The organism is Campylobacter sp. RM9334, from assembly GCF_020138145.1.
In the GTDB taxonomy this organism is placed as follows: Bacteria; Campylobacterota; Campylobacteria; order Campylobacterales; family Campylobacteraceae; genus Campylobacter_E.
Window position 1 is genome coordinate 1 of sequence record NZ_JACGAX010000027.1, and the last position, 23208, is coordinate 23208.

Here is a 23208-nt window from a genome sequence, read left to right on the forward strand (position 1 = left end):
AGAATTTGAAATAGGAATTTAAACTTTTATATCAAATAAACTTATATTTTTTTGGCTGTATTGTAAAGCTGCTTGTAAAAACTCTTCAAATGTTTCGTAATTATCTATATCTTTAGGAGCTTTTAGGTTTTTACCACTTAGCATTTCATATAATAATTTTTGCATTAGCTTTTGCCACTCATCTTCTTTACCTATCTCATAGCGTTTTGTATTGTTTGGCTTTATCATACCCCAATCATCATCTGTGCGATACGGGTCAAATGGGTCGCTGTAGTCATGTCCCATTTGCTTAGCATAATTAGTTTTTTCACCTTCTACTAAAATATAATTATTATATAAAACAGCAGCTAAAAGTCCGCCTTTGCTATACTCGCCTTGCTCATTTTGGTAGTTTTCTTTATGTGGGTAGTAGATAAAACTACATATACTATCTAACCACGCATCATAATTATTTATAGGTGGTTCTTTTTTAAAAAAAATATCATCTTTTTCAAACAAGCCAGATAAATAATTAGTGGCTCTATATTTTGAATCAAGCCTACAATAATCTGTCATTTTTACATAGTCTTGATAATCTTCTAATTTATCAAAAGTCTTTGTAATAGTTAAGCTTCTTTTATCCATTTCAAAAAAATGTGAAGTTTTCCAAAGCTCATCAGAGCTAAAAAAATCCTTTGAGTTTAAAAACTCATCGCCTAAAACTCCTTTTAAAACTTTATAAGCACTACTTGCACTTTTTACTATGTCTATGTTGTGACGCATTTTGTATATTGGCGGGTTTGCTTGATTATTTTTTTCTACAAGAGAAAGCATTGTATCGCTATGTATTTTAAAATCTTCAGCAATTCCTGCTGCTTTGTTAAAATCACTTGTAAAAAAGCCATCTTTATCAACTCCGTATCCTAATACTTCACCTACCTTTTTATCATCTGCTTTATTATCTACTTTTTTAATCTCGTTATTTGTTTCTTTTTTGCTTATATTGGTTATTTGATATGTTGAATAAGAATTTATTTTCATAATTATTCCTTTATTTTAAACTCTTTTATCATATAAATTCTCGCTATCTTTATATGCCATTAAAATAGCTAATAAATCTCTTTCATCTTTGATATTTTGAATATCAAGTTTGCTTAAAATCTCTTCCATACTTTCACGAGTGCTTGTGCCTTTTACTTCTATGGCTTCGTAAGGTTTTTCTTTAGTTTGTTCTTCTTTTTCTTCTTTTAACTTATTCTCATCATAAAAATCTTTTAATTTTAAATATTCTTTTTTAAAGTCTTCTATGCTGATTTCTTCATTTGCAAACAACATTTCTAATCTATTATCATTATCTTCAAATGATTTTTTAAACTTTTTATCACTTAAAGATAGTTTGTCTATGGGATTTTCTTTTAAAAATTCTAAAAGCTCTTTTAAATCATCGTTATTTTGATAAAAAGCTCTTTGATATATTGAATTGTTTTCAAATTTAAACAAAGGTTGAACTTCTAGCTTAAGTGATACAACCCAAGCAGGATCACACTTATTTACTTTAAGAGAATCTTTTGTGCTTAATATTTCTTCATTTGGGTCTTTTTCGTAAGTAATTATTCCTTTTAGCATTTCGTTTTCTAAGGCTTCATAAATCTTACTGCCTTTTTCATAAGCTCCTATTTTACTAAGCACAGCATTTGGATCATATGTGCCCCATTCATCTTGTGGGGCGTCTTTTAAAATATTTGCGATTTGTTCTTTTAGATTATCTTTAGGAGTTTGAGTGGTTGGAATTTGATTTTTAATATTTGTTTGATAATTTATATAATTGTTATTTATTATTTGCATTTTAAACCCCCGTTATTTTTCTATATCGGTAGGTTTAAAAAAATATTAATAGATATTTAATTTATATCTGAACTCTTTTATAAAAATCCTTAGCATTAGCCCTAAAATCATTTGAATAATTATTGTTTAATAAAGCATCTACTGCTAGGCTCTGGCTTAACTCTCTTACCTTTTCTTTTAATTTTTTCTCATCTTCAAACTTATCTAAATAATCTTGGATTTTTTCCTTGCTAAGTCCCGTTAATAATTCTAGCTTTGAAATATCTATGCCTTCATTTGGATTAAGCTTACTTAGTGCATCTTCTATAATCATTCTTTCTTTATATTCATCTTTAATCTTAGTTGCCCCACTATCGCTTACCTTAAGCCCTTGTGTGCCACCTAGAAAACTTACAAATAATCCTGTATTAGAAATCTCACCATCTTTTATATAAGGACTTAAATCAAAATTAAGCTTTCTGCTATTATTTACGCTTAAATCATAATCAAACTTAAAGCCTATTTGTAAAGCATTTTCCTTATTCTCATAATACTTATTGCCAACATTTGCGTGTGAATAATCAAATGTATAGCCATTATTGATTTTAAGTCCAACCAAATCAACATAATTTGGCATATTAGCAATATCATCTTTACTAAACTCGGCTACATTTCCTACAATTTGCTCGTATAATCTAAATTGGTGTTTGATAGTGTCTGCGTAATCAATATTTTCATAAATATTATTAAAAATCCCAACTTGTGGCATAGTCATTAGGTTATTTTGTCTTGAGATTTCTTTTAGTGTGCTTGAATGGATTTTAAAATCATTTGGCAAGCCTGCAGCTTTGTTAAAATCAGCTCCTAAAAAGCCACTACTATCAACGCTATAACCAAACTCGGTAGCATTGTAAATCTTAGCTTTTGTTAAATCTCCTTGCCAAGATATATTAGAATTTAACTTAGTTAAATCGTGAGTATTATCAAATACCTTAAATCTTGAATTATTAAACCTATCTATAAAGATATTTGAAGCGTCTATTATGTCTTTATCTAGCGAATACTGTGCTTGAGTTTCTAGCTTAGGATTTACCCTTGCAAATTCACTTGCAAAAATAGATGAAAATGATACACCTGCAGCCTTTTGAGCTTTTTGAAGTTTGGCTTCATCAAAAATTGAAATACTTTCTATTCTCATTTGATTTCCTTTTAATTTAATGTATTAAAAGGAAAGCAAAAATTATTCCAAAAATTAAAAAATAAATTAAAAAATTCCAATTCTATTAATATAGTCATTTACTATTTCTTGATACTTATAAGTTGGTTCCAACAAACGACCTTGTAAAGTGTCCATATTAATAGCCAATAAATATACCCCATTATATCTATTCGTAAATCTATCTTGTAATACTAATATTTCATTTTCTGGTAAATTAAAATATGAAGATGGTTTATCATAATCTGCATATATTCCACCATTTATATTAACTAATTCAGCAACAATATATGAACGCGTAACAGGGATACCTGAATTTAACGGGTAAGCTTCTCTAAAATAATAATATCCGCCAACAATCTTATTCATGTCCTCAGTATTTAATACTTTTACACCAAGTGATTTATCGCTTACTGCACCATTTGTAATACTAGATAAAAAATCATCTGCATTTAAATTAAAATTAACTAAAACTGCTAATACTAATACTTGTAATGCTTTTTTAAACATTAAATCTCCTTTTTACAAATAAAATAAGATATTATAATAAATAAAAAAATATTAAATAAAACTTAATATTAAAAATATTATAAATACTTAATTTGTTAATAATTTAATTTAACATATCAATATTAATTACATTTTTTAGGAAAACAAATGAAGAAATTATTAATATTTTTATGTTTATTAAGCTTAAATGCTGATGAAAAATTAATCAAAATCGGAGTAACTCCATATCCAACTGCTATGATTTTAGAAAATGTAAAAGACTTGGTTGAAAATCAAGGATACAAACTAGAAATCATAGAATTTGATAATTACATAGTCCCAAATTATGCTCTAAATGATAAAGAATTAGATGCGAATTTTACTCAAATTAGACAATTTTTAGAAAGCTTTAACGAAGAAAGAGGGACAAATCTAGTTAGTGCAGGAAAAATATTTCTAGGTCCAATGGCAGCGTATTCAAATACTATTAAAGATATTAAAGATTTGCCTAAAAATGCCTTAGTTTATATACCAAGCGACCCTATCAATGGTGCTAGGGCTTTAGATTTACTAGCCTTAAATAATATAATAAGCTTTAATGAAGATGCAAAATCTAGCACAAAATCAGTATTAGATATTAAAGATAATCCATTAAAACTTACAATAAAAGAAATAGAAGCTCCACAACTTACAAGAACACTTAATGAATGTGATTTAGCGATAATTAATACAAATTACGCCCTACTAGCAGGACTAAATCCTATTAAGGATTCTATATTGCACGAAAGTAGCGATAGTGATTATGCTAGCGTTTTAGCTGTTAGAGCCAATGATTTAAATAGCCCTAAAACTAAAGCTTTGCTTAAGGCTATGAGAAGTGAAAAAATGAGAGAGTTTTTAAATACTAAGTTTAAAGATATATTAATTCCAAGTTTTTAAGGAGAATTTATGCTAAAAGCAAACAATCTTTCTAAAATATCATTTAAAAATCTTTATATTGAGCAAAAGAATTTGAGTGATTTTAAGAGTAAGAACGCAAGTGAGTGGGATAAAAAAGCTCAAAGTTTTAATGATTACGCAAAACACGAAGCTTATGTGAGAGAATTTTTAAAGCAAGTTGATTTTAGTGGGTGTGATAGTTTGCTTGATTTTGCTTGTGGGAGTGCTTTTTTAGCTAAGCACTCTTTAATAAATAATATTACTTTATGTGATTTTTCTCCTAAAATGCTTGAGTTTGCTAAGATAAATTGCCCTAATGCAAGGATAATTCAAGGCTCTTATGGTGATTTAGATGGTAGTTGGGATTTGGTGTTTGCTAGTAGGTGTTTAGATGTTAATGACCTAGCAAAAGCATTGCAAATTCTTTTAAACTGCACGAAAAAAAGGCTATATTTTACATATAAAATTGACAATTCTTACATACACGAAAAAATCATAAATGCCCTTGATTTAGACATAATTGCAACGCCTAATTATATTTACGCTGCAAATATTTTAAATGAGCTTGGGTATTTTTTCACTTTAAATAAAATCACTATAAAAAATCAAAATTATTATAAAACTTATGAAGATTTACAAAAAAGCGTTGAGTTTTCTTACAAAAAACTAAATGATATTCAAATTGAAAAACTAAAAAATCTATATGAAAACGATAAAGATTTAATAAAACAAGAATTAAGCTGGGCTTTATTTTGCGTAGAAAAATAAGCCCCATATTAAAGGGCTTAAGATTATTTAAACTCTATTGTAAAGGTATTTTTAGTATTTGAAAGATACTCAAATCCTGCTTTAGGAACAAATTTTATAGTATCTTTTGTGTATGAAGAATTTGAAATATTATGAAAACTATTATTAATAAATTGAGTGCTATTATAGGTTGGTATAAAGTCAATTTTAGACAATAAATCATCTAAAATAATATTATCTTTAATAAAACTTAATTTCCCATCTACCTCATCATAATACCCAAAATCATAATCTTTTTTAAATTCTAAAGCTTGATTAGTAGTATTAATATCTTTAAACATTAAGCCTGTATAAGCTATATCATAAACATTATTATAAGTTATATTAAACTCATCTTTACCATCTACATAGACACTGATTGTAACCTTTTGTAAAGGTCTTGGCTTGTCCTTTTTGAAAGTAAATTGCGTAGTATTTTTATAGCTTGCCTCATCTTGCGAGTATTCGTTTAGATTAGATAATCTTGTATTTTCTCCTAAATTATTAAAAGCCAATTTAAATGCTTGATTTAAATCGTTTTTGCTAATATGTAAGGTTTTTAAATTGCCTTCATTGACTACTAAACCATTTAAATTGCCTACATCTATCATTAAATTTATATCATTTTTAAATTTTGTTGGAACAAATTTGTTATTAGAATTTGAACTTAACAAATAAAGATTATAAACCAAGCCCGCATTATCCCCTAACATAAGTTTATCATAAGCTATATTTTTAATACCTATTGAATTGTCTTGATTAAGTTTGCATTTTTGCATATCTTTTTTGCAAGTTATATATTCGTTTTTAATAGCCTTTGTTTGTGATAAAAACTCAATATTTAAGGCTTTTTTAATAGGTATAAAACAAGAAATTTTTCCATTTTTTAAAGTATTTGCACTATCTAAATCAAATTCATCTTGAATACAAATATCTAATTCTTGGTCGTGTTTTGTAAAATTAGTTTCTGCTAATTCTATTAAACCATCAGTAGCTAAAGGAAAATTAATATTTAAATCAAACTTACCATTATTTATAAAAGCTACTCCATATTTTTCTTTGTTTCTTACACGATTGTCGTTAGCAAAAATTGTAATTTTATTATTTTCATTATTTAATAAGGCAAATTTTTTAGTAGTATTATCATAACTAATCACTAAATTAGCTATTCCAATTGCTAGATTTGAATAATTTTTCAATTCTCTTGATACAAAACTATTTAAAGTATTTTGAAATGCTTCTTGATTTAACGATGAAATGCCTAAACTAAATTCTTTAGGTCTAATAGCAAAATCATTACTAGCAAAAGTATAGTTATAATTATCATTTATCATTTGTTCGCATACTAATTCATTGTTTTGATTAGTCTTTTCAAAATACTGATTATATTTAATACTTGTTTGTTTGATTGCTTGATTTGTCTTTATCCTAAGGATTAATTCATCATTTAATAAATACTTACCAGCACACGCACCTTCAGTGATTTTATCTATTTTAGAATTTGCATTATAGACATTAAGAATTTCAAAATTAGAATTAGGCAAAAAGTCAATATAAACTCTACTAATATTTGAATATTTATTGCTAAGCCCTATGAAATATTCTTCATTTTCTAGCATAGTATTTACTAATTTTGCCTTTTTTGCATTAGAGTTTTTAGCATTATTTATAATTACTTTTTCATTATTATTGGTATATAAAGTATATATATTTTGATAATCATTTACTAAAGGAATACCAACAGAACCTTTGATTATACTTTTACCACTTTCTTGAAATATAGGTCTTTCAAAACCCCTAATTCTTTCTGTGATTTCAATATTTTTTTGATTAATTAAACAATTACCTAAATTAAAAACCAATTCTTTAGTATTTTCTACTAGATTTAATTGGCATTTTGATTGTTTGCTACCACTCATATAATATTTAGCATCAGCTTCTCTTTTTAATAAAGCTTTATTTCTATCCTTTAAATAGATTTTTTCATTTTTAATTTCTAAATTACTAGCGTCTGGATAAAAACTTAATTTAATTTCGCCTTTAGCTATCGCATTTAAAGCTCTTAAATTAATACTAAATTTAACTTCTTCTCCTGCGAATGCTGATTCATATATACCCTTTCTAACAAGAGAGCTTTTATGAATACTATAATTTGTAATCAAATCACTTGAATAATACTTACTATTTTGATGAGAATATTTAAAATTACTAGACCTAATTACATTCTTACCTAAATTACTTGTATCATAAGTAAAAATATCAAAAATATAGCACTTACCTTCATTTTGTCTAGGTAAAGGATATGATGAGTATTCATTATATGCAGCTCTTAAATTCTTTAAAAATGCCTTTTCCTTAAAAATATCACTATAAAAAATATGAGAATTTTTAGCTTGCATATTTCTTATTTGCTTAAATCTGTCTTCCCAATCACTAGTCATATTAACACTTGGATTTGCTATTATGTAGTTATAAAAGTCGTTAATTAATTTATTATCTTCATTATTTGTAGTTTTTATAGGACTTTGGTCAATTAGATAATAAACAGCATCATTTAAAGTCTTTTTATATTCTATTTTAATTCTACCAGTAGTATCCACTGAATACAATTTATAAAGCTCTTCTATATATGTTTTAATATTATTTTTATTTTCTACTATAAATGAAAAACTATCTTGATTAGAATTAATTAAGCTCTTATAAGAATTATCATCAGCACTTGATGAATAAAATTCTAATGTATTTGGATTTGCTTTAGCATTGATTATATCTAAATACCCCCCCCCGTTGAGCTTTTTATCATTATTTAAACAATAAATTATTTTATTATTCTCTGCCTTTATTCCTAAGCTAGAACATAGTTTTAAATAATTGCCTAAAAACTCATTATAACCATTAACATTGCCTAAAGATGGGTTTAATAAACAATCATTTATTTGTTTAGAATAATTTTTGTCTTGAATAGTATATACGATACCGAATTTTAATTCATCTGCAAAAATTAACAAATTAAATAAAAGTAATATAATAATTTTCAAATAAAACTCCAAAAATATATAAAATTCCGTTAGTTTAGCATAAATTTTTTGTAAATTATATAGCATAAAATAATAAAATTTATTTAGATAAATTAGTGGTAAATAAATTTAGGAGTAAAATAATCTTTTATCAAAAAGGATAGATTATGAATAAAAATACCTTGATTTTAAGTTTTATTATTGCTTCAAGATTTTTTGGGCTTTTTATTGTTTTACCTGTGATTAGCTTGTATTCGCATAAGTTAAACGGAGCTAATGATGTATTGGCTGGACTTATTGTTGGAATTTACGCAATTTTTCAAATGATTTTTAGTGTGCCTTTTGGAGCATTAAGTGATAAAATCGGTCGTAAAAAAACTATGCTTATGGGACTAATAATCTTCATAATAGGTTGTTTAATTTGTGCAAGTGCAAGTGATATTTATACAATGCTTGTTGGTAGGGTTTTACAAGGTATGGGAGCAATTGGCGGGGTTGCTACTGCTATGATTGCTGATTTAACTAGCGAAAAAGATAGAGCAAAAGCAATGGCGTTAATGGGTGGAGCTATTGGACTTAGCTTTGTTGTAGCCATTATTTTAGGTTCTGTTATTGCTAGTTTTTTAGGGCTTGGGGCTTTATTTTATATAAGTGCGATTTTAAGCGTTTTATGTATTGTATTATTAGCCTTTTTACCTAAAGAAAAAGAAATTATAAAACAAGAAAAAATCCCTTTTAAAGAAGCATTCATAAGTGCAAATCTAAACAAACTTTATCTAACTTGCTTTTTACAAAAAATGCTAAGCTCAAGCACCTTTATGCTAATTCCTTTAGCTTATGTAAATATATTTCATAAAAATAGTGATAATTTATGGATTATTTATAGCGTGGCTATGTTTTTTGGATTTTTGGCTATGGGAGTTGGTGGAGTTGTTGGCGAGTCAAAAGGCAAAAGTAAGACTATATTATTAAGCGGAGTTGCATTATTTTTCCTATCATATTTAATATTTTTAAGTTCTAATTATTATTTATTTTTCTTAGCTGTTATTTTATATTTTATTGCATTTTGTCTGCACGAGCCTATTATGCAAAGCTCAATTTCTAAAATTTGCAAAGCTAGACAAAAAGGTTTAGTATTAGGATTTTCAAATTCTTGCGGATATTTTGGCTCGTTTTTAGGAGCGTTTTTATGCGGGATTTTTATGCACGCTGATTTGGAAAATGAGTTTTTAATGCTGATTGCTTTTGTTTGTGCTATTTGGTTTTTTATCCTAAAAACTATGGATAATCCTAATGATTTTAAGACTTATAAATCTAATAAAGCTCCTTTAAAAGAAAGCGAATTTGTTATAGATATTAATAAAAAAGATGATATTTATTTAATCAAATATAATTCTAAAAAATTAAGCGAAGAAGAATTACAAAAATTATTTTAATAGATTAAAAAAGGTATAAATTATTAATTTATTACCTTTTTTATATTTTCAAATTCTAATGATTTAACTCATAAACAATCTAAAATCAAGTTTTTCGTGAGCTAACATTCCTAAATCTAATTCATGATGAGTAGAAAACAAATGATATTTATTTAAATCATTTTCATCTAATAATTGCAAACTAAAAAATCCTTTTTCTATAAAACTTTTAGCAATTTGCATTGATTTATCAGCAGAGCGTTTAGCTAAATCTAAATTAATATGTAATAACTCGCTTGATTTTTTATAAGATAATGGTATAGCACGAGTTGCATTTTGAGTTAGTGTTTTTATACTTGAATATGCGTATTCAACAGCCATATTTTGCCCTAAAACACTAAAAGCAATAGCAGGATTGCAAAATTCATCGTTCTCACAAGCCTTATAATACCAACTTGCATATTCATCGTGCATAAATTCTGTATTTTTTAAAGTAGCTCTTGCCATACTAATACCTGCAGCCTTGCATTCAGCACTAGCCATTGATGAATTAGCTACTTTTGCTAATTTTAATAAACTTAATTTTTTACCCTTTAAACCACAAGCAATAGCATAAATAGCACCATCGCTAGTAGCAAATATATCTAGCATATAACTTTCTAACCATTTTTGAAAGCTTGAAGCGTCTTTTACAACGCCCCAAGAAATATAGCTTTCTAAACCAAAACTATGCGAATAAGCACCATTTGCAAAGGCACTATCAAATAAAAACTGCCCTAACATTAGTGATGATGACTCGCGTGTTTTAAAGCATGACGCAAAACCTTTTGCGTTTTTTCATAGCTTACTTGATTTTCTTTTAGCCACTCAATTATTAAATAATCATCTTCAACTATCATAAAACCATCTTCAAAAACAGCAGGCATATGTCTATTGCCTATTGAATGAGCTACAAAACCCATTTGCATCATATCTTTTGGCTTAATCAAAATTACACTCTGTGGCAAACATTCTATTACAAAAACTCTCTTATCATCTTCGCCTAAAATATCGCCATTATGAAAATGACCATTATCTAGGCTTATGCCAATTTCTACTCCACTATCACTTGTTAAGCGAAGTATGTGTTTTAATCTATCATCAGGCGAAACTTTTACATTATCTATCATTTTGCCTTTAGTATCATAATCTTTTATATTGCCTAGTATGGTTTTTACTATCATTTTTTCTCCTAAAATAAATAATATCTTTGAGTTAGTGGTAATTCTGTAGCTGGTTCGCTATATGCAACTTCTCCATCAACCGTTACTACATAAGTTTGTGGGTCAACTTCAATTTTTGGAGTTGCATTGTTTAATTTCATATCAGATTTTTTAGCACTAGCTGCACCTTGTATTGGTAATACTTGTTTTTTAATTCCATATTCTTTAGCAACATTTGCATCTACTGCCATTTTGCACATAAAACTATAGCAAGTTTCGTGTAATGCAACACCTAAAGCACCAAACATTTTTCTATGCATTACTGGTTGTGGAGTTGGAATTGATGCGTTGCTATCTCCCATTACTGAATGTAAGCAAAATCCACCTTTAATTATTAATTTAGGTTTAGTTCCAAATGATTTTGGATCCCATAATACTAAATCAGCGATTTTACCAACTTCAACACTACCTACATAAGTAGAAATTCCTGCTGCTATTGCTGGATTTATTGTATATTTTGCAATATATCTTTTAATACGCTCATTATCAGAATATTCACTATCATTACCTAATGCTCCACGCTGGATTTTCATCTTATGAGCTGTTTGCCAAGTTCTACTTACAACTTCACCAATTCTTCCCATAGCTTGAGAATCACTACTCATAATTGAGATTACACCCATATCGTGCAATACATCTTCAGCACCGATTGTTTCTTTTCTAATTCTACTATCAGCAAAAGCAACATCTTCTTTAACATTTTTGCTTAAGTGATGGCAAACCATTAACATATCTAAATGCTCTTCAATAGTATTAACCGTAAATGGCATTGTTGGGTTTGTTGAAGCTGGTAAAATATTTGGCTCGCCTGCTAATTTAATAATATCAGGAGCATGACCGCCACCAGCACCTTCAGTATGGAATGTATGAATGGTTCTACCATTAATTGCTGCTTTTGTATCTTCTACACAACCATATTCATTTAATGTATCTGTGTGAATACCTACTGATACATCAGCAATCTCTGCAGCTTTTAATGCGTTATCAATAGCACTTTTTGTAGTTCCCCAGTCTTCGTGAATTTTAAGTCCTGCTGCACCTGCACGAAGTTGTTCTAAATTCACTTCTACATTAGAACCATGACCTTTAGCATAAAGACCTATATTAATAGGTAAATCATCAGTGCCTTGAAGCATTCTTTTTATATTAAATATACCAGGGGTGCAAGTTGTAGCCTTAGAACCATCGTTTGGACCTGTTCCACCACCAAATAAAGTAGTAATACCATTGCTTAAAGCTTCATCAACTTGTTCAGGATTTATAAAATGTATATGAGTATCAATCCCACCTGCTGTAACTATAAGACCTTCTCCTGCAAGTGCTTCAGTGCCAACTCCAGTTACAAAGTCAATATCATCAGTAATATCAGGGTTTCCACCTTTACCAATTGCGTGGATTTTTCCATTTTTAATACCTATATCTGCTTTATAAATACCTGTATAATCAATTATAAGTGCATTTGTAATTACTAAATCAACTACATCTTTATCTAAAAATCTTGAGTTTTGACCCATACCATCACGAAGAGTTTTTCCACCACCGAATTTGCACTCTTCGCCGTATTTTGTATAGTCTTTTTCAACTCTAGCAAAAAGATTTGTATCAGCTAATCTTATACTATCACCAGTAGTTGGTCCAAAATGAGATGCGTATTCTGCTCTAGTTATTTTAAACATTATTGCTCCTTATTTATCTAATTTACCATTGATTTTGCAATTTTGTCCCCAAACTTCACGACTACCTGCTAAATCAATTAACTTAACACTTTTTTTCATACCTGGTTCAAAACGAACTGCAGTTCCACTAATAATATCTAAACGCTTTCCACGAGCTTTTTCTCTATCAAATTCTAAAAGTTTATTTGTTTCATAAAAATGATAATGAGAACCTACTTGAACTGGTCTATCTCCTGTATTTACAACTTCAATTTCTATACTTTCACGACCTTCGTTGCAAACTATATCACCTTGTGCATAAATTATTTCACCTAATTTCATAATTCCTCCTTAGTTAATTGGATTATGGATAGTTACTAATTTAGTTCCATCTTTGAAAGTAGCTTCAATTTGAACTTCATTTACTATATCAGCAACACCTTCCATAACTTGGTCTTTGCGTAAAACATTTTTACCTTCGTTCATAAGGTCGCTTACGCTCTTACCTGCTCTTGCACCTTCCATTACATAATCACTTATAATAGCAATTGCTTCAGGGCAATTTAACTTAAGACCATTGTCTAAACGCTTTCTAGCAACTACTGCTGCATAGCTTAATAAGAGTTTTTCTTGCTCTTTTTTTGTTAATGTCATAATTTCTCCTTTACAAAATTAGTTTTATAAAATTATTATATTTTTATTGTCTTGCTAAGATTAACTTCATACCTCCTTTATGCAAAAAATTGCTTTTAATATCATTAATATATTTCATAGCTAAATCATTATCATCTGATGAAATTCTAATAATATTAGTATTATTAATAATACTTGAATGAGCTTTTAAATTCTCATTATGAATTGTTTTAAATTCCACATCGCCTTTTATAATCAATGTATAAAAATAGTTATGATTATAAAGAGAATTTAAACTACTATTAGAGTTATAATAAAATATATCATTAATACTTAATTTATTATTGATAAATATTCTTAAAGATAATTTTGCCCTAAATTGCGAATTTGCATAGCCTAAAAATCCACCATCTAAATAAAATAATCTTGAATTATCATTCATAAAAATAGTAGTTTTGCTTGAAAAATTTGAATTCTGATAAAAAATATTAGCATCATTATGAAAAACCAAAATAGAATTATTATCAAGTTCTATATTTGTTTTTAAACTAGAAGTGCCTTTATATATTTTTTGATTTGATTGAGAACTTAAAGTAGCCTTAGAATTAACTAATTTAAAGCTTTGAGCGTAATTATCTTGATTTACAAAACCACCACCTAAAGTGCTAAGATAAGCAAAAAAATCTTCATTTTCGCTATCTTCTCCAAATCTAGTTGGAACTTGAATTAACCTTTGCATACCTTGTTGGTAATGCTCTTTTAAATGGTTATTTTCAAGTGTTATTTTTAATAAGCTCACTCTAAGCCTTTAAGAAGACAATTTTTCTCAATCCAATTAATAACTTCAGACAAACCCTCATCTTTTTTAAGATTTGTAAAGAAAAAGTCTTTATTTTTTCTAAAATGTAAAGTATCGCTTTTCATAATATCAAGATTTGCACCAACATAAGGAGCTAAATCGGTTTTATTAATTATAAATAAATCAGATTTAATCATTCCAGCACCTGCTTTGCGTGGGATTTTTTCACCTTGTGCCACATCAATTACATAAATACTAAAATTAACTAAATCAGGACTAAAAGTAGCAGCTAAATTATCTCCACCACTTTCTAAAAAAAGTAAATCTAAATTAAATTTCTTTTGTAATTCATTTAATGCAGCTTCATTCATTGAAGCATCTTCTCTAATCGCAGTGTGCGGACACCCACCAGTTTCTACACCTATAATTCTTTCTGGTGGTAAAACGCTGTTTTTCGCTAAAAACAAGGCATCTTCTTTTGTATAAATATCATTTGTTACAACGCCTATTTCATAATCTTTACTCATAACTCTTACTAATCTTTCTATTAAAAGAGTTTTACCAGCTCCAACAGGACCACCTACACCTATAATGACAGGTTTTTTCATAACAATCCTTTAAAAAAAATTAATTTTGGCTTTTAGTTTAGTTTTAAAAAGCTTAAAAATTGCTGAATTATTTAAAATTTAAAAAGTATATATAATTTTATTATTAATTATTTATTTATAATAATTATATATTATTTAATTTTTATAAATAATTTTCATATTTTATATAAATTTTGCATAAATTTAAATAAAAAAAAAAAAAACAATAAATTATTTATAAAGATTAAGATTATTTTAATTTTAATCAATCTACAATAGGAAAATGTATTTTTGTTTTTCAAAAAGATAAAAATCATTTAACAATAATTTTAAGGAGTAAATCATGAATAATGATTTAAGAGGAAATGCCACAGGTATGACCTATGTCATATTCTTAATCGGTATTTTATTTCTTTCTTTTACTGCACCTTGGCAAAAGTTATCTAACTTTGACCCAGCTACAGGTGCTTTTATGCGTTGCTTGATAGGAACTATCTGCCTTATCCCTTTTGCGATTATGGAAGCAAAAAAAATTGGTAAACTTACCAAAAAAGGTGTATTGTTATCTATTTTAGCTGGACTTGTATTAGGGATTGACTTTACTGCATGGAATTATTCAATATTCTTTGTAGGTTCAGGAATTGCTTCAATTCTTTTAAATATTCAAGTAATTATGTTGCCAGCTTTAGCATTCATTACAGATAGAGAAAGAATTCCATTTAGCTATTATTTCATAGCACCTATAATGCTTGCTGGTGTTATCTTAGCTGGTGGTGCTTTAGAAAATGGTATAGTTGATCCAAATGGCCCTCAAGAAGTATTTGGTACTGGTATTATGGCAGTTGGAACAATTTGCGGTCTTACTTCAGGATTTTGCTATGGAATTTACTTATTCGCTAGCAGAAGAGCAGGAAGAATTGGAAACGGACAAGTAGTTCAACCTATCTTAATCTCAAGTGCTGCTCAGCTTGTAGCTCCTGTTGTATGGGCATTCTTAATCACAGGAAATGGCTTCATATTTGACCAAGGTGTTATGGTTGATACTGCTGCTGGTATTAAAGCAATGCACTTACCACAAGCTGCTATAGAAAGCGTTACAAGTCCATTTGGTAATGTGGCTTTAGGCGATCCTATCACTGGAATGAACTGGTTATGGATGATAGTTTTAGGAACTGCAGGTCAAGCTGCTGCTTGGACATTTGCTCAACATGGTTCAGTTAAACTAAACCCTACTTTAGGTGCTGGGTTATTAATCTTAAGTCCAATAGCTACTGTTGCTTTAATCGGACCTCTTATGTTTGGCGAAAGCTCATCATTATTACAAAAAGTTGGTGTTGTGATTGCACTTCTTGCTGTTGCTTACCAAAACGGCTTAATTACTGCTTTAATGAATAAAATTAGAGGCAAGTAAATATTTAATCTTCCTAAATTATTAGGAAGATTACTTACAATCTTTACTTATACTATTATCGTAACTACAAGCTATATTTATATAAGCTTTTTTATTTTCCCCGCTAAGCTCTTTTGCCTCATCTAAAAATAATTTTGCACTAAAATATTTTATAGCGTTATTATTTATTATTGTATTAATCTTGCAACCATCATTTAATAATTCACATTTTGTATAAGCATAATTTCCTAAAGCACAAACCATAGGCTCATCATCATTACAAGCTCTTGCATAATATTCATAAGCTTTTTTGAAATTCTTTTGCTCTAATGCTTTTTTAGCAATTTTAGTATCATTTGAATTTGAATTAGAACTAGCTGCATTTAAGGCTGATTTACCAACACTATAAATAACTTTAATAGGAATTGTAATTGCAAAAACAGCAACAGAAGTTGCGACAGAAGCCACACCGCTTATTAAAGAACTACATCCTAAAAATATAAATAATATAAAACTAAAAATTATTTTCATATTAATCCTTTAATAAAAAACGCTAATATTAGCAAATGAAAGTTTTAAAATCGCCTTGTTTTGATAGTTTTGAAGTAAAGGGTTCTAAATTCTTATGCTATTTTGAACCGCTTAATATTAACGAAAATGTTCGCACTAGACAAGAAGAATTAAGAGCTGAGCATTTTAAATGCGTTCATGTAGTCTATGCTAGTAGAGCATTAAATGAATTTGGGCAAATTGTAGAAAATCAAAGTGATGATGGAGAGCCTAAAGGAAGTAGTGGAGCACCTGCTCTTAATGTATTAAGGGGAGCTAATATTATAAATGCAGCTTGTTATATAGTAAGATATTTTGGTGGAACATTATTAGGAGTTGGCGGGCTTGTAAGAGCATATTCAAACGCAGTTAATTTAGGAATTTCAAAAGCTAATGAGCTAAATCTACTTTCTAACTATATAAAAAAAGAATCATATTATATAGAACTTGAATATAGCCAAATAAATAAATTAAGTTATATTTTAGATAAACTAAATATCGTTTATTCTAAAGATTTTGGAGCAAATGTTGTATTTTATTTAGAACTTAGCACAGATGAATTAGAAGAATTAGAAAAAGAATTGATAGATTTAAGATTAATTTTAAATAAATTATAAGGATATAAAATGAAAAAATATATGATGATTGTTAGCCTATTATTTGTAAGTGCTTGTAAAAACGAAGATATACAAAAAAGTATCAAAAATTGCTTAAACGAACTTTCAAATCAACCAAGTGAAGCTGTTTTTGATAAATGTTTTTATTATGAAAATGAATTTCAAAGACAATTAAGTATTAATTTTGAAAATGTATTACCTAAATTATTTAATAATTATGGTGGAATTGCAGAAATTAAAGTAGATATATTAAATAGTTCTAATAATAGTGCTGAAGTGCAAATTATTACTAAATTTAATAATGGTTTTATTAAAAATGAAAAGAGAAAAATGGTAAAAATTGATAATTTATGGAAAATGTCAGCAGATATTATAAAATAAAAGGCTTGATAATCAAGCCTTTAAATTATTTTACACAACAACTTGTTGCACCTGTATTTTTTAGCATCCAAATTGATTTTTCATAACTAGCAATTTGCTCTTGAGCATAAGCTGCAGTAGTTGTATCTCCTGCTTCTTCAGCAAATTTATTTAACTTTTTAAACTCAGCTAATAAGTATTCATAATCAGCTAATATAAGTCCAACTAATTCAGTAGCTTCAAAGCAAGTTTTATCAGTTCTTGGAGCTTTTGCAGTTTCCATTAATTCTTTTGGGCAAACTATAGCTTTATGTCCTAATTGTAATAATCTTTCAGCACAATCATCAAACATTTCAGCCATTTTTTCATATGCTTCTTCAGTATATGAATGAAGTGCAAAGAATTGTAATCCTTTTACATTCCAATGGTAGTTATGAAACTTTAAAAATAATGCGTGTGCATCAGCTTGTAATTGTAATAATTGTTTTTCTAATGACATTCTGTCTCCTTTAATTGAATTTGTATTGCATTATAACAAAAATAGATTAATTAATTTTTATTACTTAATAATTTTTATTATTTAAATTAAAAATATTTTTCATTTTCACTAGTATTATTTAACTATAAATTGATATTCTTAACAAATTTATAAAAAAAGGAGAAATATGAAAAAATCATTATTAGCACTTAGTGCAGTAGCTGTTATGTTTATTGGTTGTGGAAACAAAATCAGTGATGAGCAGGTTAAAAATTTTGAAACTTCATTAAATAATTCTATTAAAAATGAAATTGAAAAATTAAAAGTTCTAACTGCTATGTTTGAAATTTCATCTAATGTAAATATTAGTGATTACAAATGTGAAAATAAAGGTGATTATGCAGAATGTAAGAGCAAAGGTATTGATGTTATTATAAATAATCAAAAAGTTTTAAGTGTTGAAGAAATAAAAATTGAAACAAATGGATTTTATACTGGAGATAAAAAAGGAAGTGTTAGCATAAAAGAATTAGCAACTAATACTCCTAAAGAAAGTTTTTATAAAAGCGAAATAAAATCAATTAAACTAGGTGAAATAGCTGTAGGATTTGCTAGTATGTTGGCTATTTCTGATAATAAATTAGGAATACTTCCAGAACTAGCAAAAGATGAATATTCTATCAACACAATTACTAAAACAAAAGATATAGCAAATAATGGAAATGTTAAGGTTGAATTTAAATTAATCGGCAAACATAATAAAAATGAATTAGCTTTTGCAATAGATTTAGATGTATTAGATAAATTCTTTGAAATATGTGATAAATTAAATATTACTTATAATATTGATAATTATAAGATTGATAATGTAGATACACTTGATAAATACGATATGGATAATAAAGAATTTGCAGAATCTTTATTAATTAATTCAATTGAAAGCAAAATAAATATTAACAATAACTTAAAAGCTATCAAAGAATATGTAATGCAAAATATTGATAAAGTCCCTGAACAATTTAGACCAATTGTTGATAGTTTTTTTGCTAATACACCACACAAATTTGAGCAAAGTTTAAAAGTTAAAAACAAATATAATATGTTAAAAGCTATAGAAGAAAGTGAAAATCAATTACCTAAAGACTTTAACGATAATGTAGAAATAAAAATAAATGGTATAAATTTTACTCAAATAAAATAAAAAAATCCTATTTCAAATTCTAGAATTTGAAATAGGAATAAAACTTATTTTTTCTTACTTTCGTTAAATTTTAATAATTCTTTTTTAACTACTGGAGCTAATAAAAATAACGCTAAAACATTAGGTAATACCATTAAAGTATTACATAAATCAGAAATACTCCAAACCAAATCAAGCTTTAACATAGCACCTATAAAGATACATAAAACAAACACTATTTTAAATATAGGTAAAGCTTTATTTGAGAATAAATATTGCACATTAATTTGAGCGAAATAATACCAGCCAATAATGGTTGTAAATGCAAAAAACACAAGACAAATTGCAAGTAATTTCACACCAATACTACCAAAAGCAATGCTAAATGCCGAAGTAGTTAGCTCAATACCGCTAAGACTTAAATCAGCTCCGCTAAGTAAGATTATAAGAGCAGTTGCTGTGCAAATAAATGCTGTATCAATAAATACTGCAAGCATTGCCACAAAACCTTGAGAAACAGAATTTTTAGTAGTTGCACTTGCGTGTGCGTGTGGTGTGCTTCCCATACCTGCTTCGTTTGCAAAAAGTCCCCTTGCAACCCCATATCTAATAGCTTCTTTAATACCAATTCCAACAGCTCCACCAGCTACTGCTTCAAGTCCGAAAGCTTGTTTAAAAATCATAGAAAATACATTGCCTATATTTTCGTGAAATGCTATTAAAATATAAACTGCAACCAAAACATAAAATATAGCCATAAAAGGCACTACAAGTTCAGCAAATCTAGCAATCCTTTTAACCCCGCCAATCACCACAAATCCTGCGATAATTGCAGTAATTGCTCCTGTAATTTTCAAATCCACTCCAAAAGCTTGATGAATTGCACCTGAAATAGAATTGCTTTGTGTCATTTGACCAGCACAACCAAGTGCAACAATAATTGCAATAGCAAAAAATCCAGCGAGTAAATTGCAAGTATTAGCACCTAATTTTTTCTTAAGACCAAGTTTTATATAAAACGCAGGACCTCCGATATAATGTCCGTGCTGCCATACCTTGTAGCGTTGTGCTAAAACACCTTCAGCTAAAATTGTAGCCATACCCAAAAATGCACTAGCCCACATCCAAAATATAGCTCCTGCTCCACCTAAATTAATAGCAGTTGCAACGCCTATGATATTACCTGTTCCAACTTGTGCTGAAATTGAAATCATCATAGCTTGTAGGGCTGTTATTCCGGAATTTTTTTTCTTACCTTTTTTGAATAAATCTCCAAAACTTGCACTCAAGCCTTCTTTAAAATAACGAAATTGCGGAAAACCTAGATAAATAGTGAAAATAAGACCTATTCCAACTAAGGCAAATACAAGAACATAAGCAACTAAAACTCCATTAATTTGCTCAATAAATTGATGAAAATCCATATGAAAACCTTGTTATAAATTAAAAAGTTTTAAGTCTAACAAAAAAAGTAAAAATTTTGCTTAAATTAATATTCTTTTGCAATCTAATTTAATAAATTTAAGCAATAAATACTACTAATTATAAAATATTAATAAAATAGCGTTATTAAAATAAATAAAATAATTAAATTGTGTTTTCATTAATTTAAAAATAAATTGTAAAAACATTATTTAAAAAATTCTTTAAATACGCCAATATCTTGGCAAAATAAAAATTAATTCAAATTCCTTAAAAAATATAAATATTAAAATATAGCTTTTATATAGGCTATAAAATCAATTTTATCAACACAACTTATTTGTAGTATAAATAAAATATTTTAAATTAAATAATTTTTTAATTAATAAACAATAAAAATGAGTAGCTAAGCTAGAGCATTATTAAAAACTCTAAAATACTTAGAATATATGCAAATTAGATTTTAAATTGCAAACCTAATTCTACTACAACCTTTCAAATTATAAAAAATAAATTCAAATACAAATTAAGTAAAGATTAAGAATGTGGGGGGGGGTATTATACTGATTTTACAAAAAGCATAATGCAAAACATTAGGCTTTAAACCAAATCAAAAGGAGATTAAATGAAAAAATTATTAAGTTTTGCAATATTTGCATCTATGTTAGTTGCTTGCGGGAGTGATACTCCTAAAGCTGATGATACTCCAGATATTGTAGTTAAAAAATGTTTGAAGTTAGTGATTGAAGAAGATAAACAAGCTGTTAAGTGCTTTAATTTTAAATCAGAAGATAAAAAAATTTATTAGAAAAAATGTCTTATAATGCAAAGGGCATTAAAGAAATGGGTAGTATTAAATCAATAGAAACAAACTTAGACTATGAGTTAGGAGGCGAAGCTGGAGTTAGATATAAAGTAACATTTAATAATGGTGAAAGTTTTTCTAAAGAAATTGACCTTATAAATATAAACAATACTTGGTATATGTACAAATTTTAGTTATTACAATTTAAGATTTATTGGAATTTATTTTAAGGATAAATTCCAAGCTTCATTAATAAAATGCAATAACTTAAACTCTTAAAAATTAAAATTTTACCTTAAAACATATTAAGGAATTTCAAACATTTTAGTGTCTAATTTATTTTAACAATAAAATTAAGCTAAACTTAGCTTTTAAATACTTTTAATGCTCTAGAATTTCAATTAGGAATTTGATTTTTAAAGAGTAGCAATCTAAATCATAATTTTTATAATAATTCTAAAAATAAGATTTTATTATCACTAAAGTCATATTCAATCTCACTAACTTCATTTAAATCTTTATCTAGCAGCTTTTTTGCTTCATCACTTGCGAAAAATTCTTTACAATTTTTATCATTTGTATTTATATTTTTAATACGCAAAATACCATCTTTAGAACTTACTTTTATACAAGCAATGCCATTTATTAAAAATTCTCCATTAGGATTTATAGGTGCATAGGTCATATCGCTAATCTTAGCAAATCTACCTTGTGCTACATAAAAAGCAGAAATATCAGAAATTGTTATTGATAAATTAGCTGCGTTTTGTTTATGAAAATTAGACTCACTTTTAGGCTCTTCGGATAAAATATTATAAGCTTGTGCATAAAAAAATGCTGCTGTTTTTTTATCCATACTCACACCATCACCTTTAGCATACATTAAAGCTAAAGTCCCGCAAGCTTCAAAATCTCCATCATAACAGCTATCTTTTAAGCTTTTTATATCAGCATTTAAAATCGTAAAACATAAAAATATAAAAAATAATTTTTTCATAAACTTTCATACTTGTTTTTGTAAATTATAAATTAATAATACACTAAAAATAAAATTTCACCTTTAAACTAGCTTGTATTGTTTTTAAAATAAAAATATTTATAAAATAATATATTTTATAAATATTTATAGCTTCATTATCTTTTGCTTCATCAAGGCTTAAAACCTGTGTTTTACACCTACAACCCCAGCCATTCGGTGGATAATTGTTACGCCAACAATAATGCTCCTTAGGTAAAATAAGTCCGTGAAAGGCTTTATGACTATCTCTAGTTCTATTATCCATAATTGCTACATATCTTAAGTAAGGCTTATCGCTAATTAGTTGTTTTTCATATCTTGCCAAACCATATACTTATCTTAGGTTTTGATTAAAGACAACTTTTAAATGGTGTTTATGAAGTCCGCTAATGCTTTCTAGCTCTTATACACAATCTTTAAAGCTTGTACCATTTACATAAGCCTTTTTTTAAGTATGCTATGCATTCTTTTAAGTGTTTCAATTTCATTTATCCCACTAATTAAGAATGTGCGATTATATGCACTAAAGCGAAGTTTATCTAAATCATAATCTTTAGGTAATTTATCATCAAAGTATTTAATTGCATCTAAAGGAGCTTAGTTTAAAAATATTGCTTAAATCATTCATCGCTTAAGCCTTTAAACTAATATTTGTAAAACTTGGGCCATTATGTTTTCTAGTTTGTCTTGTTTTATGCCTTAATTAAGTAATTTATTCACAGCGTCTTCATAAGAATTTGAGTTTTCAAGGACTTTTAAAATTGTTCTTATAAATCCTTATCTAAATC

26 protein-coding genes are annotated in these 23208 nt (G+C 27.6%); 9 read left to right on the top strand and 17 right to left on the bottom strand.

All coding sequences use genetic code 11. The features are described 5' to 3' along the window. Positions 1-18 precede the first annotated feature (18 nt). The 4 genes from AVBRAN9334_RS09095 to AVBRAN9334_RS09110 form a co-directional block, all read right to left on the bottom strand. Entirely contained in the window at positions 19-1020 is a 1002-nt protein-coding gene (locus AVBRAN9334_RS09095; RefSeq protein ID WP_336607625.1) for a Cj0814 family flagellar-dependent secreted protein, read from the bottom strand. Positions 1021-1035: 15 nt separating this feature from the next. Further along, positions 1036-1824: a hypothetical protein gene (locus tag AVBRAN9334_RS09100; RefSeq protein WP_336607626.1), complete on the bottom strand. Its 789-nt coding sequence runs from the start codon at positions 1822-1824 to the stop codon at positions 1036-1038. Between the two features lie 61 nt (positions 1825-1885). Further along, complete coding sequence (locus tag AVBRAN9334_RS09105; protein ID WP_336607627.1) at positions 1886-3001, bottom strand: Cj0814 family flagellar-dependent secreted protein; 1116 nt, start codon at positions 2999-3001, stop codon at positions 1886-1888. A 66-nt stretch (positions 3002-3067) separates the two neighbouring features. Continuing rightward, positions 3068-3529 carry a hypothetical protein gene (locus tag AVBRAN9334_RS09110; RefSeq protein WP_214118742.1) on the bottom strand — a complete coding sequence of 154 codons (462 nt, stop codon included), beginning with the start codon at positions 3527-3529 and terminating at the stop codon, positions 3068-3070. A gap of 147 nt (positions 3530-3676) precedes the next feature. On the opposite strand from AVBRAN9334_RS09110, the gene AVBRAN9334_RS09115 reads away from it, so the two are divergent. Continuing rightward, the gene (locus tag AVBRAN9334_RS09115; protein WP_214119677.1) at positions 3677-4447 is read left to right on the top strand and encodes a MetQ/NlpA family ABC transporter substrate-binding protein; all 771 of its coding nucleotides are present in this window, start codon (positions 3677-3679) and stop codon (positions 4445-4447) included. 9 nt (positions 4448-4456) lie between these two features. Next, positions 4457-5215 (top strand): class I SAM-dependent methyltransferase, encoded by a 759-nt coding sequence (locus AVBRAN9334_RS09120; protein ID WP_336607628.1) that lies wholly within the window; start codon positions 4457-4459, stop codon positions 5213-5215. Between the two features lie 23 nt (positions 5216-5238). Here the strand turns inward: AVBRAN9334_RS09120 and AVBRAN9334_RS09125 are convergent, their stop codons facing one another. Beyond that, positions 5239-8271, bottom strand: a complete 3033-nt coding sequence (locus AVBRAN9334_RS09125; RefSeq protein ID WP_336607629.1) for a hypothetical protein — start codon at positions 8269-8271, stop codon at positions 5239-5241. A 146-nt stretch (positions 8272-8417) separates the two neighbouring features. Here AVBRAN9334_RS09125 and AVBRAN9334_RS09130 point away from each other — a divergent pair, with 146 nt between their 5' ends. Continuing rightward, positions 8418-9686, top strand: a complete 1269-nt coding sequence (locus AVBRAN9334_RS09130) for an MFS transporter (RefSeq protein ID WP_336607630.1) — start codon at positions 8418-8420, stop codon at positions 9684-9686. A 63-nt stretch (positions 9687-9749) separates the two neighbouring features. On the opposite strand, the gene AVBRAN9334_RS09135 is transcribed toward AVBRAN9334_RS09130, so the two are convergent. From AVBRAN9334_RS09135 to ureG, 7 genes are read right to left on the bottom strand one after another with little or no spacing between them, the layout of a single operon-like run. Continuing rightward, a complete protein-coding gene (locus tag AVBRAN9334_RS09135) occupies positions 9750-10448 on the bottom strand; it encodes an urease accessory protein UreF (protein WP_336607631.1) in 699 nt (232 codons plus the stop codon). Further along, positions 10448-10888, bottom strand: a complete 441-nt coding sequence (locus AVBRAN9334_RS09140) for an urease accessory protein UreE (protein ID WP_336607632.1) — start codon at positions 10886-10888, stop codon at positions 10448-10450. The genes AVBRAN9334_RS09135 and AVBRAN9334_RS09140 overlap by 1 nt, the downstream gene beginning before the upstream one ends. Positions 10889-10896: 8 nt before the next feature. Beyond that, a complete protein-coding gene (gene ureC, locus AVBRAN9334_RS09145; RefSeq protein WP_214118758.1) occupies positions 10897-12603 on the bottom strand; it encodes an urease subunit alpha in 1707 nt (568 codons plus the stop codon). Positions 12604-12612: 9 nt separating this feature from the next. Further along, positions 12613-12924: an urease subunit beta gene (gene ureB / locus AVBRAN9334_RS09150; RefSeq protein ID WP_214118760.1), complete on the bottom strand. Its 312-nt coding sequence runs from the start codon at positions 12922-12924 to the stop codon at positions 12613-12615. 9 nt (positions 12925-12933) lie between these two features. Beyond that, on the bottom strand, positions 12934-13236 hold the full coding sequence (locus AVBRAN9334_RS09155; protein ID WP_214118762.1) for an urease subunit gamma: 303 nt from the start codon (positions 13234-13236) through the stop codon (positions 12934-12936). Positions 13237-13279: 43 nt separating this feature from the next. After that, the gene (locus tag AVBRAN9334_RS09160) at positions 13280-14014 is read right to left on the bottom strand and encodes an urease accessory protein UreD (RefSeq protein ID WP_336607633.1); all 735 of its coding nucleotides are present in this window, start codon (positions 14012-14014) and stop codon (positions 13280-13282) included. Further along, entirely contained in the window at positions 14011-14622 is a 612-nt protein-coding gene (ureG, locus tag AVBRAN9334_RS09165) for an urease accessory protein UreG (protein ID WP_336607634.1), read from the bottom strand. Before ureG ends, AVBRAN9334_RS09160 begins: the two co-directional genes overlap by 4 nt. A 322-nt stretch (positions 14623-14944) precedes the next feature. Here ureG and AVBRAN9334_RS09170 point away from each other — a divergent pair, with 322 nt between their 5' ends. Further along, the gene (locus AVBRAN9334_RS09170; RefSeq protein ID WP_336607635.1) at positions 14945-16012 is read left to right on the top strand and encodes a DMT family transporter; all 1068 of its coding nucleotides are present in this window, start codon (positions 14945-14947) and stop codon (positions 16010-16012) included. Between the two features lie 30 nt (positions 16013-16042). On the opposite strand, the gene AVBRAN9334_RS09175 is transcribed toward AVBRAN9334_RS09170, so the two are convergent. Next, positions 16043-16522: a hypothetical protein gene (locus tag AVBRAN9334_RS09175; RefSeq protein WP_336607636.1), complete on the bottom strand. Its 480-nt coding sequence runs from the start codon at positions 16520-16522 to the stop codon at positions 16043-16045. A gap of 35 nt (positions 16523-16557) precedes the next feature. Here AVBRAN9334_RS09175 and AVBRAN9334_RS09180 point away from each other — a divergent pair, with 35 nt between their 5' ends. Both AVBRAN9334_RS09180 and AVBRAN9334_RS09185 read left to right on the top strand, forming a co-directional pair. Continuing rightward, entirely contained in the window at positions 16558-17157 is a 600-nt protein-coding gene (locus AVBRAN9334_RS09180; RefSeq protein ID WP_336607637.1) for a YigZ family protein, read from the top strand. Positions 17158-17166: 9 nt separating this feature from the next. Next, positions 17167-17538 carry a hypothetical protein gene (locus AVBRAN9334_RS09185; RefSeq protein WP_336607638.1) on the top strand — a complete coding sequence of 124 codons (372 nt, stop codon included), beginning with the start codon at positions 17167-17169 and terminating at the stop codon, positions 17536-17538. A gap of 25 nt (positions 17539-17563) precedes the next feature. Here the strand turns inward: AVBRAN9334_RS09185 and AVBRAN9334_RS09190 are convergent, their stop codons facing one another. After that, positions 17564-18016, bottom strand: a complete 453-nt coding sequence (locus tag AVBRAN9334_RS09190; RefSeq protein ID WP_336607639.1) for a Dps family protein — start codon at positions 18014-18016, stop codon at positions 17564-17566. A gap of 166 nt (positions 18017-18182) precedes the next feature. Between AVBRAN9334_RS09190 and AVBRAN9334_RS09195 the strand changes: the two genes are divergently transcribed. Then, positions 18183-19196 (top strand): hypothetical protein, encoded by a 1014-nt coding sequence (locus AVBRAN9334_RS09195; RefSeq protein ID WP_336607640.1) that lies wholly within the window; start codon positions 18183-18185, stop codon positions 19194-19196. Positions 19197-19240: 44 nt separating this feature from the next. Here AVBRAN9334_RS09195 and AVBRAN9334_RS09200 read toward each other — a convergent pair whose 3' ends face one another. Beyond that, positions 19241-20599, bottom strand: coding sequence for an alanine/glycine:cation symporter family protein (locus tag AVBRAN9334_RS09200; RefSeq protein WP_214119668.1), 1359 nt, complete (start codon positions 20597-20599; stop codon positions 19241-19243). A 623-nt stretch (positions 20600-21222) separates the two neighbouring features. On the opposite strand from AVBRAN9334_RS09200, the gene AVBRAN9334_RS09205 reads away from it, so the two are divergent. Together AVBRAN9334_RS09205 and AVBRAN9334_RS09210 are read left to right on the top strand one after the other, a co-directional pair. Continuing rightward, positions 21223-21405, top strand: coding sequence for a hypothetical protein (locus tag AVBRAN9334_RS09205; protein ID WP_336607641.1), 183 nt, complete (start codon positions 21223-21225; stop codon positions 21403-21405). A 5-nt stretch (positions 21406-21410) separates the two neighbouring features. Continuing rightward, on the top strand, positions 21411-21596 hold the full coding sequence (locus AVBRAN9334_RS09210; RefSeq protein ID WP_336607642.1) for a hypothetical protein: 186 nt from the start codon (positions 21411-21413) through the stop codon (positions 21594-21596). Between the two features lie 251 nt (positions 21597-21847). Here AVBRAN9334_RS09210 and AVBRAN9334_RS09215 read toward each other — a convergent pair whose 3' ends face one another. Beyond that, positions 21848-22399 (bottom strand): hypothetical protein, encoded by a 552-nt coding sequence (locus tag AVBRAN9334_RS09215; RefSeq protein ID WP_336607643.1) that lies wholly within the window; start codon positions 22397-22399, stop codon positions 21848-21850. Between the two features lie 43 nt (positions 22400-22442). Next, complete coding sequence (locus AVBRAN9334_RS09220) at positions 22443-22745, bottom strand: phage head morphogenesis protein (protein WP_336607644.1); 303 nt, start codon at positions 22743-22745, stop codon at positions 22443-22445. Positions 22746-23208: the final 463 nt, after the last annotated feature.

What these genes read in the sequence shown, in the direction of transcription:
- AVBRAN9334_RS09095 (WP_336607625.1), bottom strand. Translation starts at nt 1,020, where the DNA reads ATGAAAATAAATTCTTATTCAACATATCAAATAACCAATATAAGCAAA.
- AVBRAN9334_RS09100 (WP_336607626.1), bottom strand. Translation starts at nt 1,824, where the DNA reads ATGCAAATAATAAATAACAATTATATAAATTATCAAACAAATATTAAA.
- AVBRAN9334_RS09105 (WP_336607627.1), bottom strand. Translation starts at nt 3,001, where the DNA reads ATGAGAATAGAAAGTATTTCAATTTTTGATGAAGCCAAACTTCAAAAA.
- AVBRAN9334_RS09110 (WP_214118742.1), bottom strand. Translation starts at nt 3,529, where the DNA reads ATGTTTAAAAAAGCATTACAAGTATTAGTATTAGCAGTTTTAGTTAAT.
- AVBRAN9334_RS09115 (WP_214119677.1), top strand. Translation starts at nt 3,677, where the DNA reads ATGAAGAAATTATTAATATTTTTATGTTTATTAAGCTTAAATGCTGAT.
- AVBRAN9334_RS09120 (WP_336607628.1), top strand. Translation starts at nt 4,457, where the DNA reads ATGCTAAAAGCAAACAATCTTTCTAAAATATCATTTAAAAATCTTTAT.
- AVBRAN9334_RS09130 (WP_336607630.1), top strand. Translation starts at nt 8,418, where the DNA reads ATGAATAAAAATACCTTGATTTTAAGTTTTATTATTGCTTCAAGATTT.
- AVBRAN9334_RS09135 (WP_336607631.1), bottom strand. Translation starts at nt 10,448, where the DNA reads ATGTTAGGGCAGTTTTTATTTGATAGTGCCTTTGCAAATGGTGCTTAT.
- AVBRAN9334_RS09140 (WP_336607632.1), bottom strand. Translation starts at nt 10,888, where the DNA reads ATGATAGTAAAAACCATACTAGGCAATATAAAAGATTATGATACTAAA.
- ureC (WP_214118758.1), bottom strand. Translation starts at nt 12,603, where the DNA reads ATGTTTAAAATAACTAGAGCAGAATACGCATCTCATTTTGGACCAACT.
- ureB (WP_214118760.1), bottom strand. Translation starts at nt 12,924, where the DNA reads ATGAAATTAGGTGAAATAATTTATGCACAAGGTGATATAGTTTGCAAC.
- AVBRAN9334_RS09155 (WP_214118762.1), bottom strand. Translation starts at nt 13,236, where the DNA reads ATGACATTAACAAAAAAAGAGCAAGAAAAACTCTTATTAAGCTATGCA.
- ureG (WP_336607634.1), bottom strand. Translation starts at nt 14,622, where the DNA reads ATGAAAAAACCTGTCATTATAGGTGTAGGTGGTCCTGTTGGAGCTGGT.
- AVBRAN9334_RS09170 (WP_336607635.1), top strand. Translation starts at nt 14,945, where the DNA reads ATGAATAATGATTTAAGAGGAAATGCCACAGGTATGACCTATGTCATA.
- AVBRAN9334_RS09175 (WP_336607636.1), bottom strand. Translation starts at nt 16,522, where the DNA reads ATGAAAATAATTTTTAGTTTTATATTATTTATATTTTTAGGATGTAGT.
- AVBRAN9334_RS09180 (WP_336607637.1), top strand. Translation starts at nt 16,558, where the DNA reads ATGAAAGTTTTAAAATCGCCTTGTTTTGATAGTTTTGAAGTAAAGGGT.
- AVBRAN9334_RS09185 (WP_336607638.1), top strand. Translation starts at nt 17,167, where the DNA reads ATGAAAAAATATATGATGATTGTTAGCCTATTATTTGTAAGTGCTTGT.
- AVBRAN9334_RS09190 (WP_336607639.1), bottom strand. Translation starts at nt 18,016, where the DNA reads ATGTCATTAGAAAAACAATTATTACAATTACAAGCTGATGCACACGCA.
- AVBRAN9334_RS09195 (WP_336607640.1), top strand. Translation starts at nt 18,183, where the DNA reads ATGAAAAAATCATTATTAGCACTTAGTGCAGTAGCTGTTATGTTTATT.
- AVBRAN9334_RS09200 (WP_214119668.1), bottom strand. Translation starts at nt 20,599, where the DNA reads ATGGATTTTCATCAATTTATTGAGCAAATTAATGGAGTTTTAGTTGCT.
- AVBRAN9334_RS09205 (WP_336607641.1), top strand. Translation starts at nt 21,223, where the DNA reads ATGAAAAAATTATTAAGTTTTGCAATATTTGCATCTATGTTAGTTGCT.
- AVBRAN9334_RS09210 (WP_336607642.1), top strand. Translation starts at nt 21,411, where the DNA reads ATGTCTTATAATGCAAAGGGCATTAAAGAAATGGGTAGTATTAAATCA.
- AVBRAN9334_RS09215 (WP_336607643.1), bottom strand. Translation starts at nt 22,399, where the DNA reads ATGAAAAAATTATTTTTTATATTTTTATGTTTTACGATTTTAAATGCT.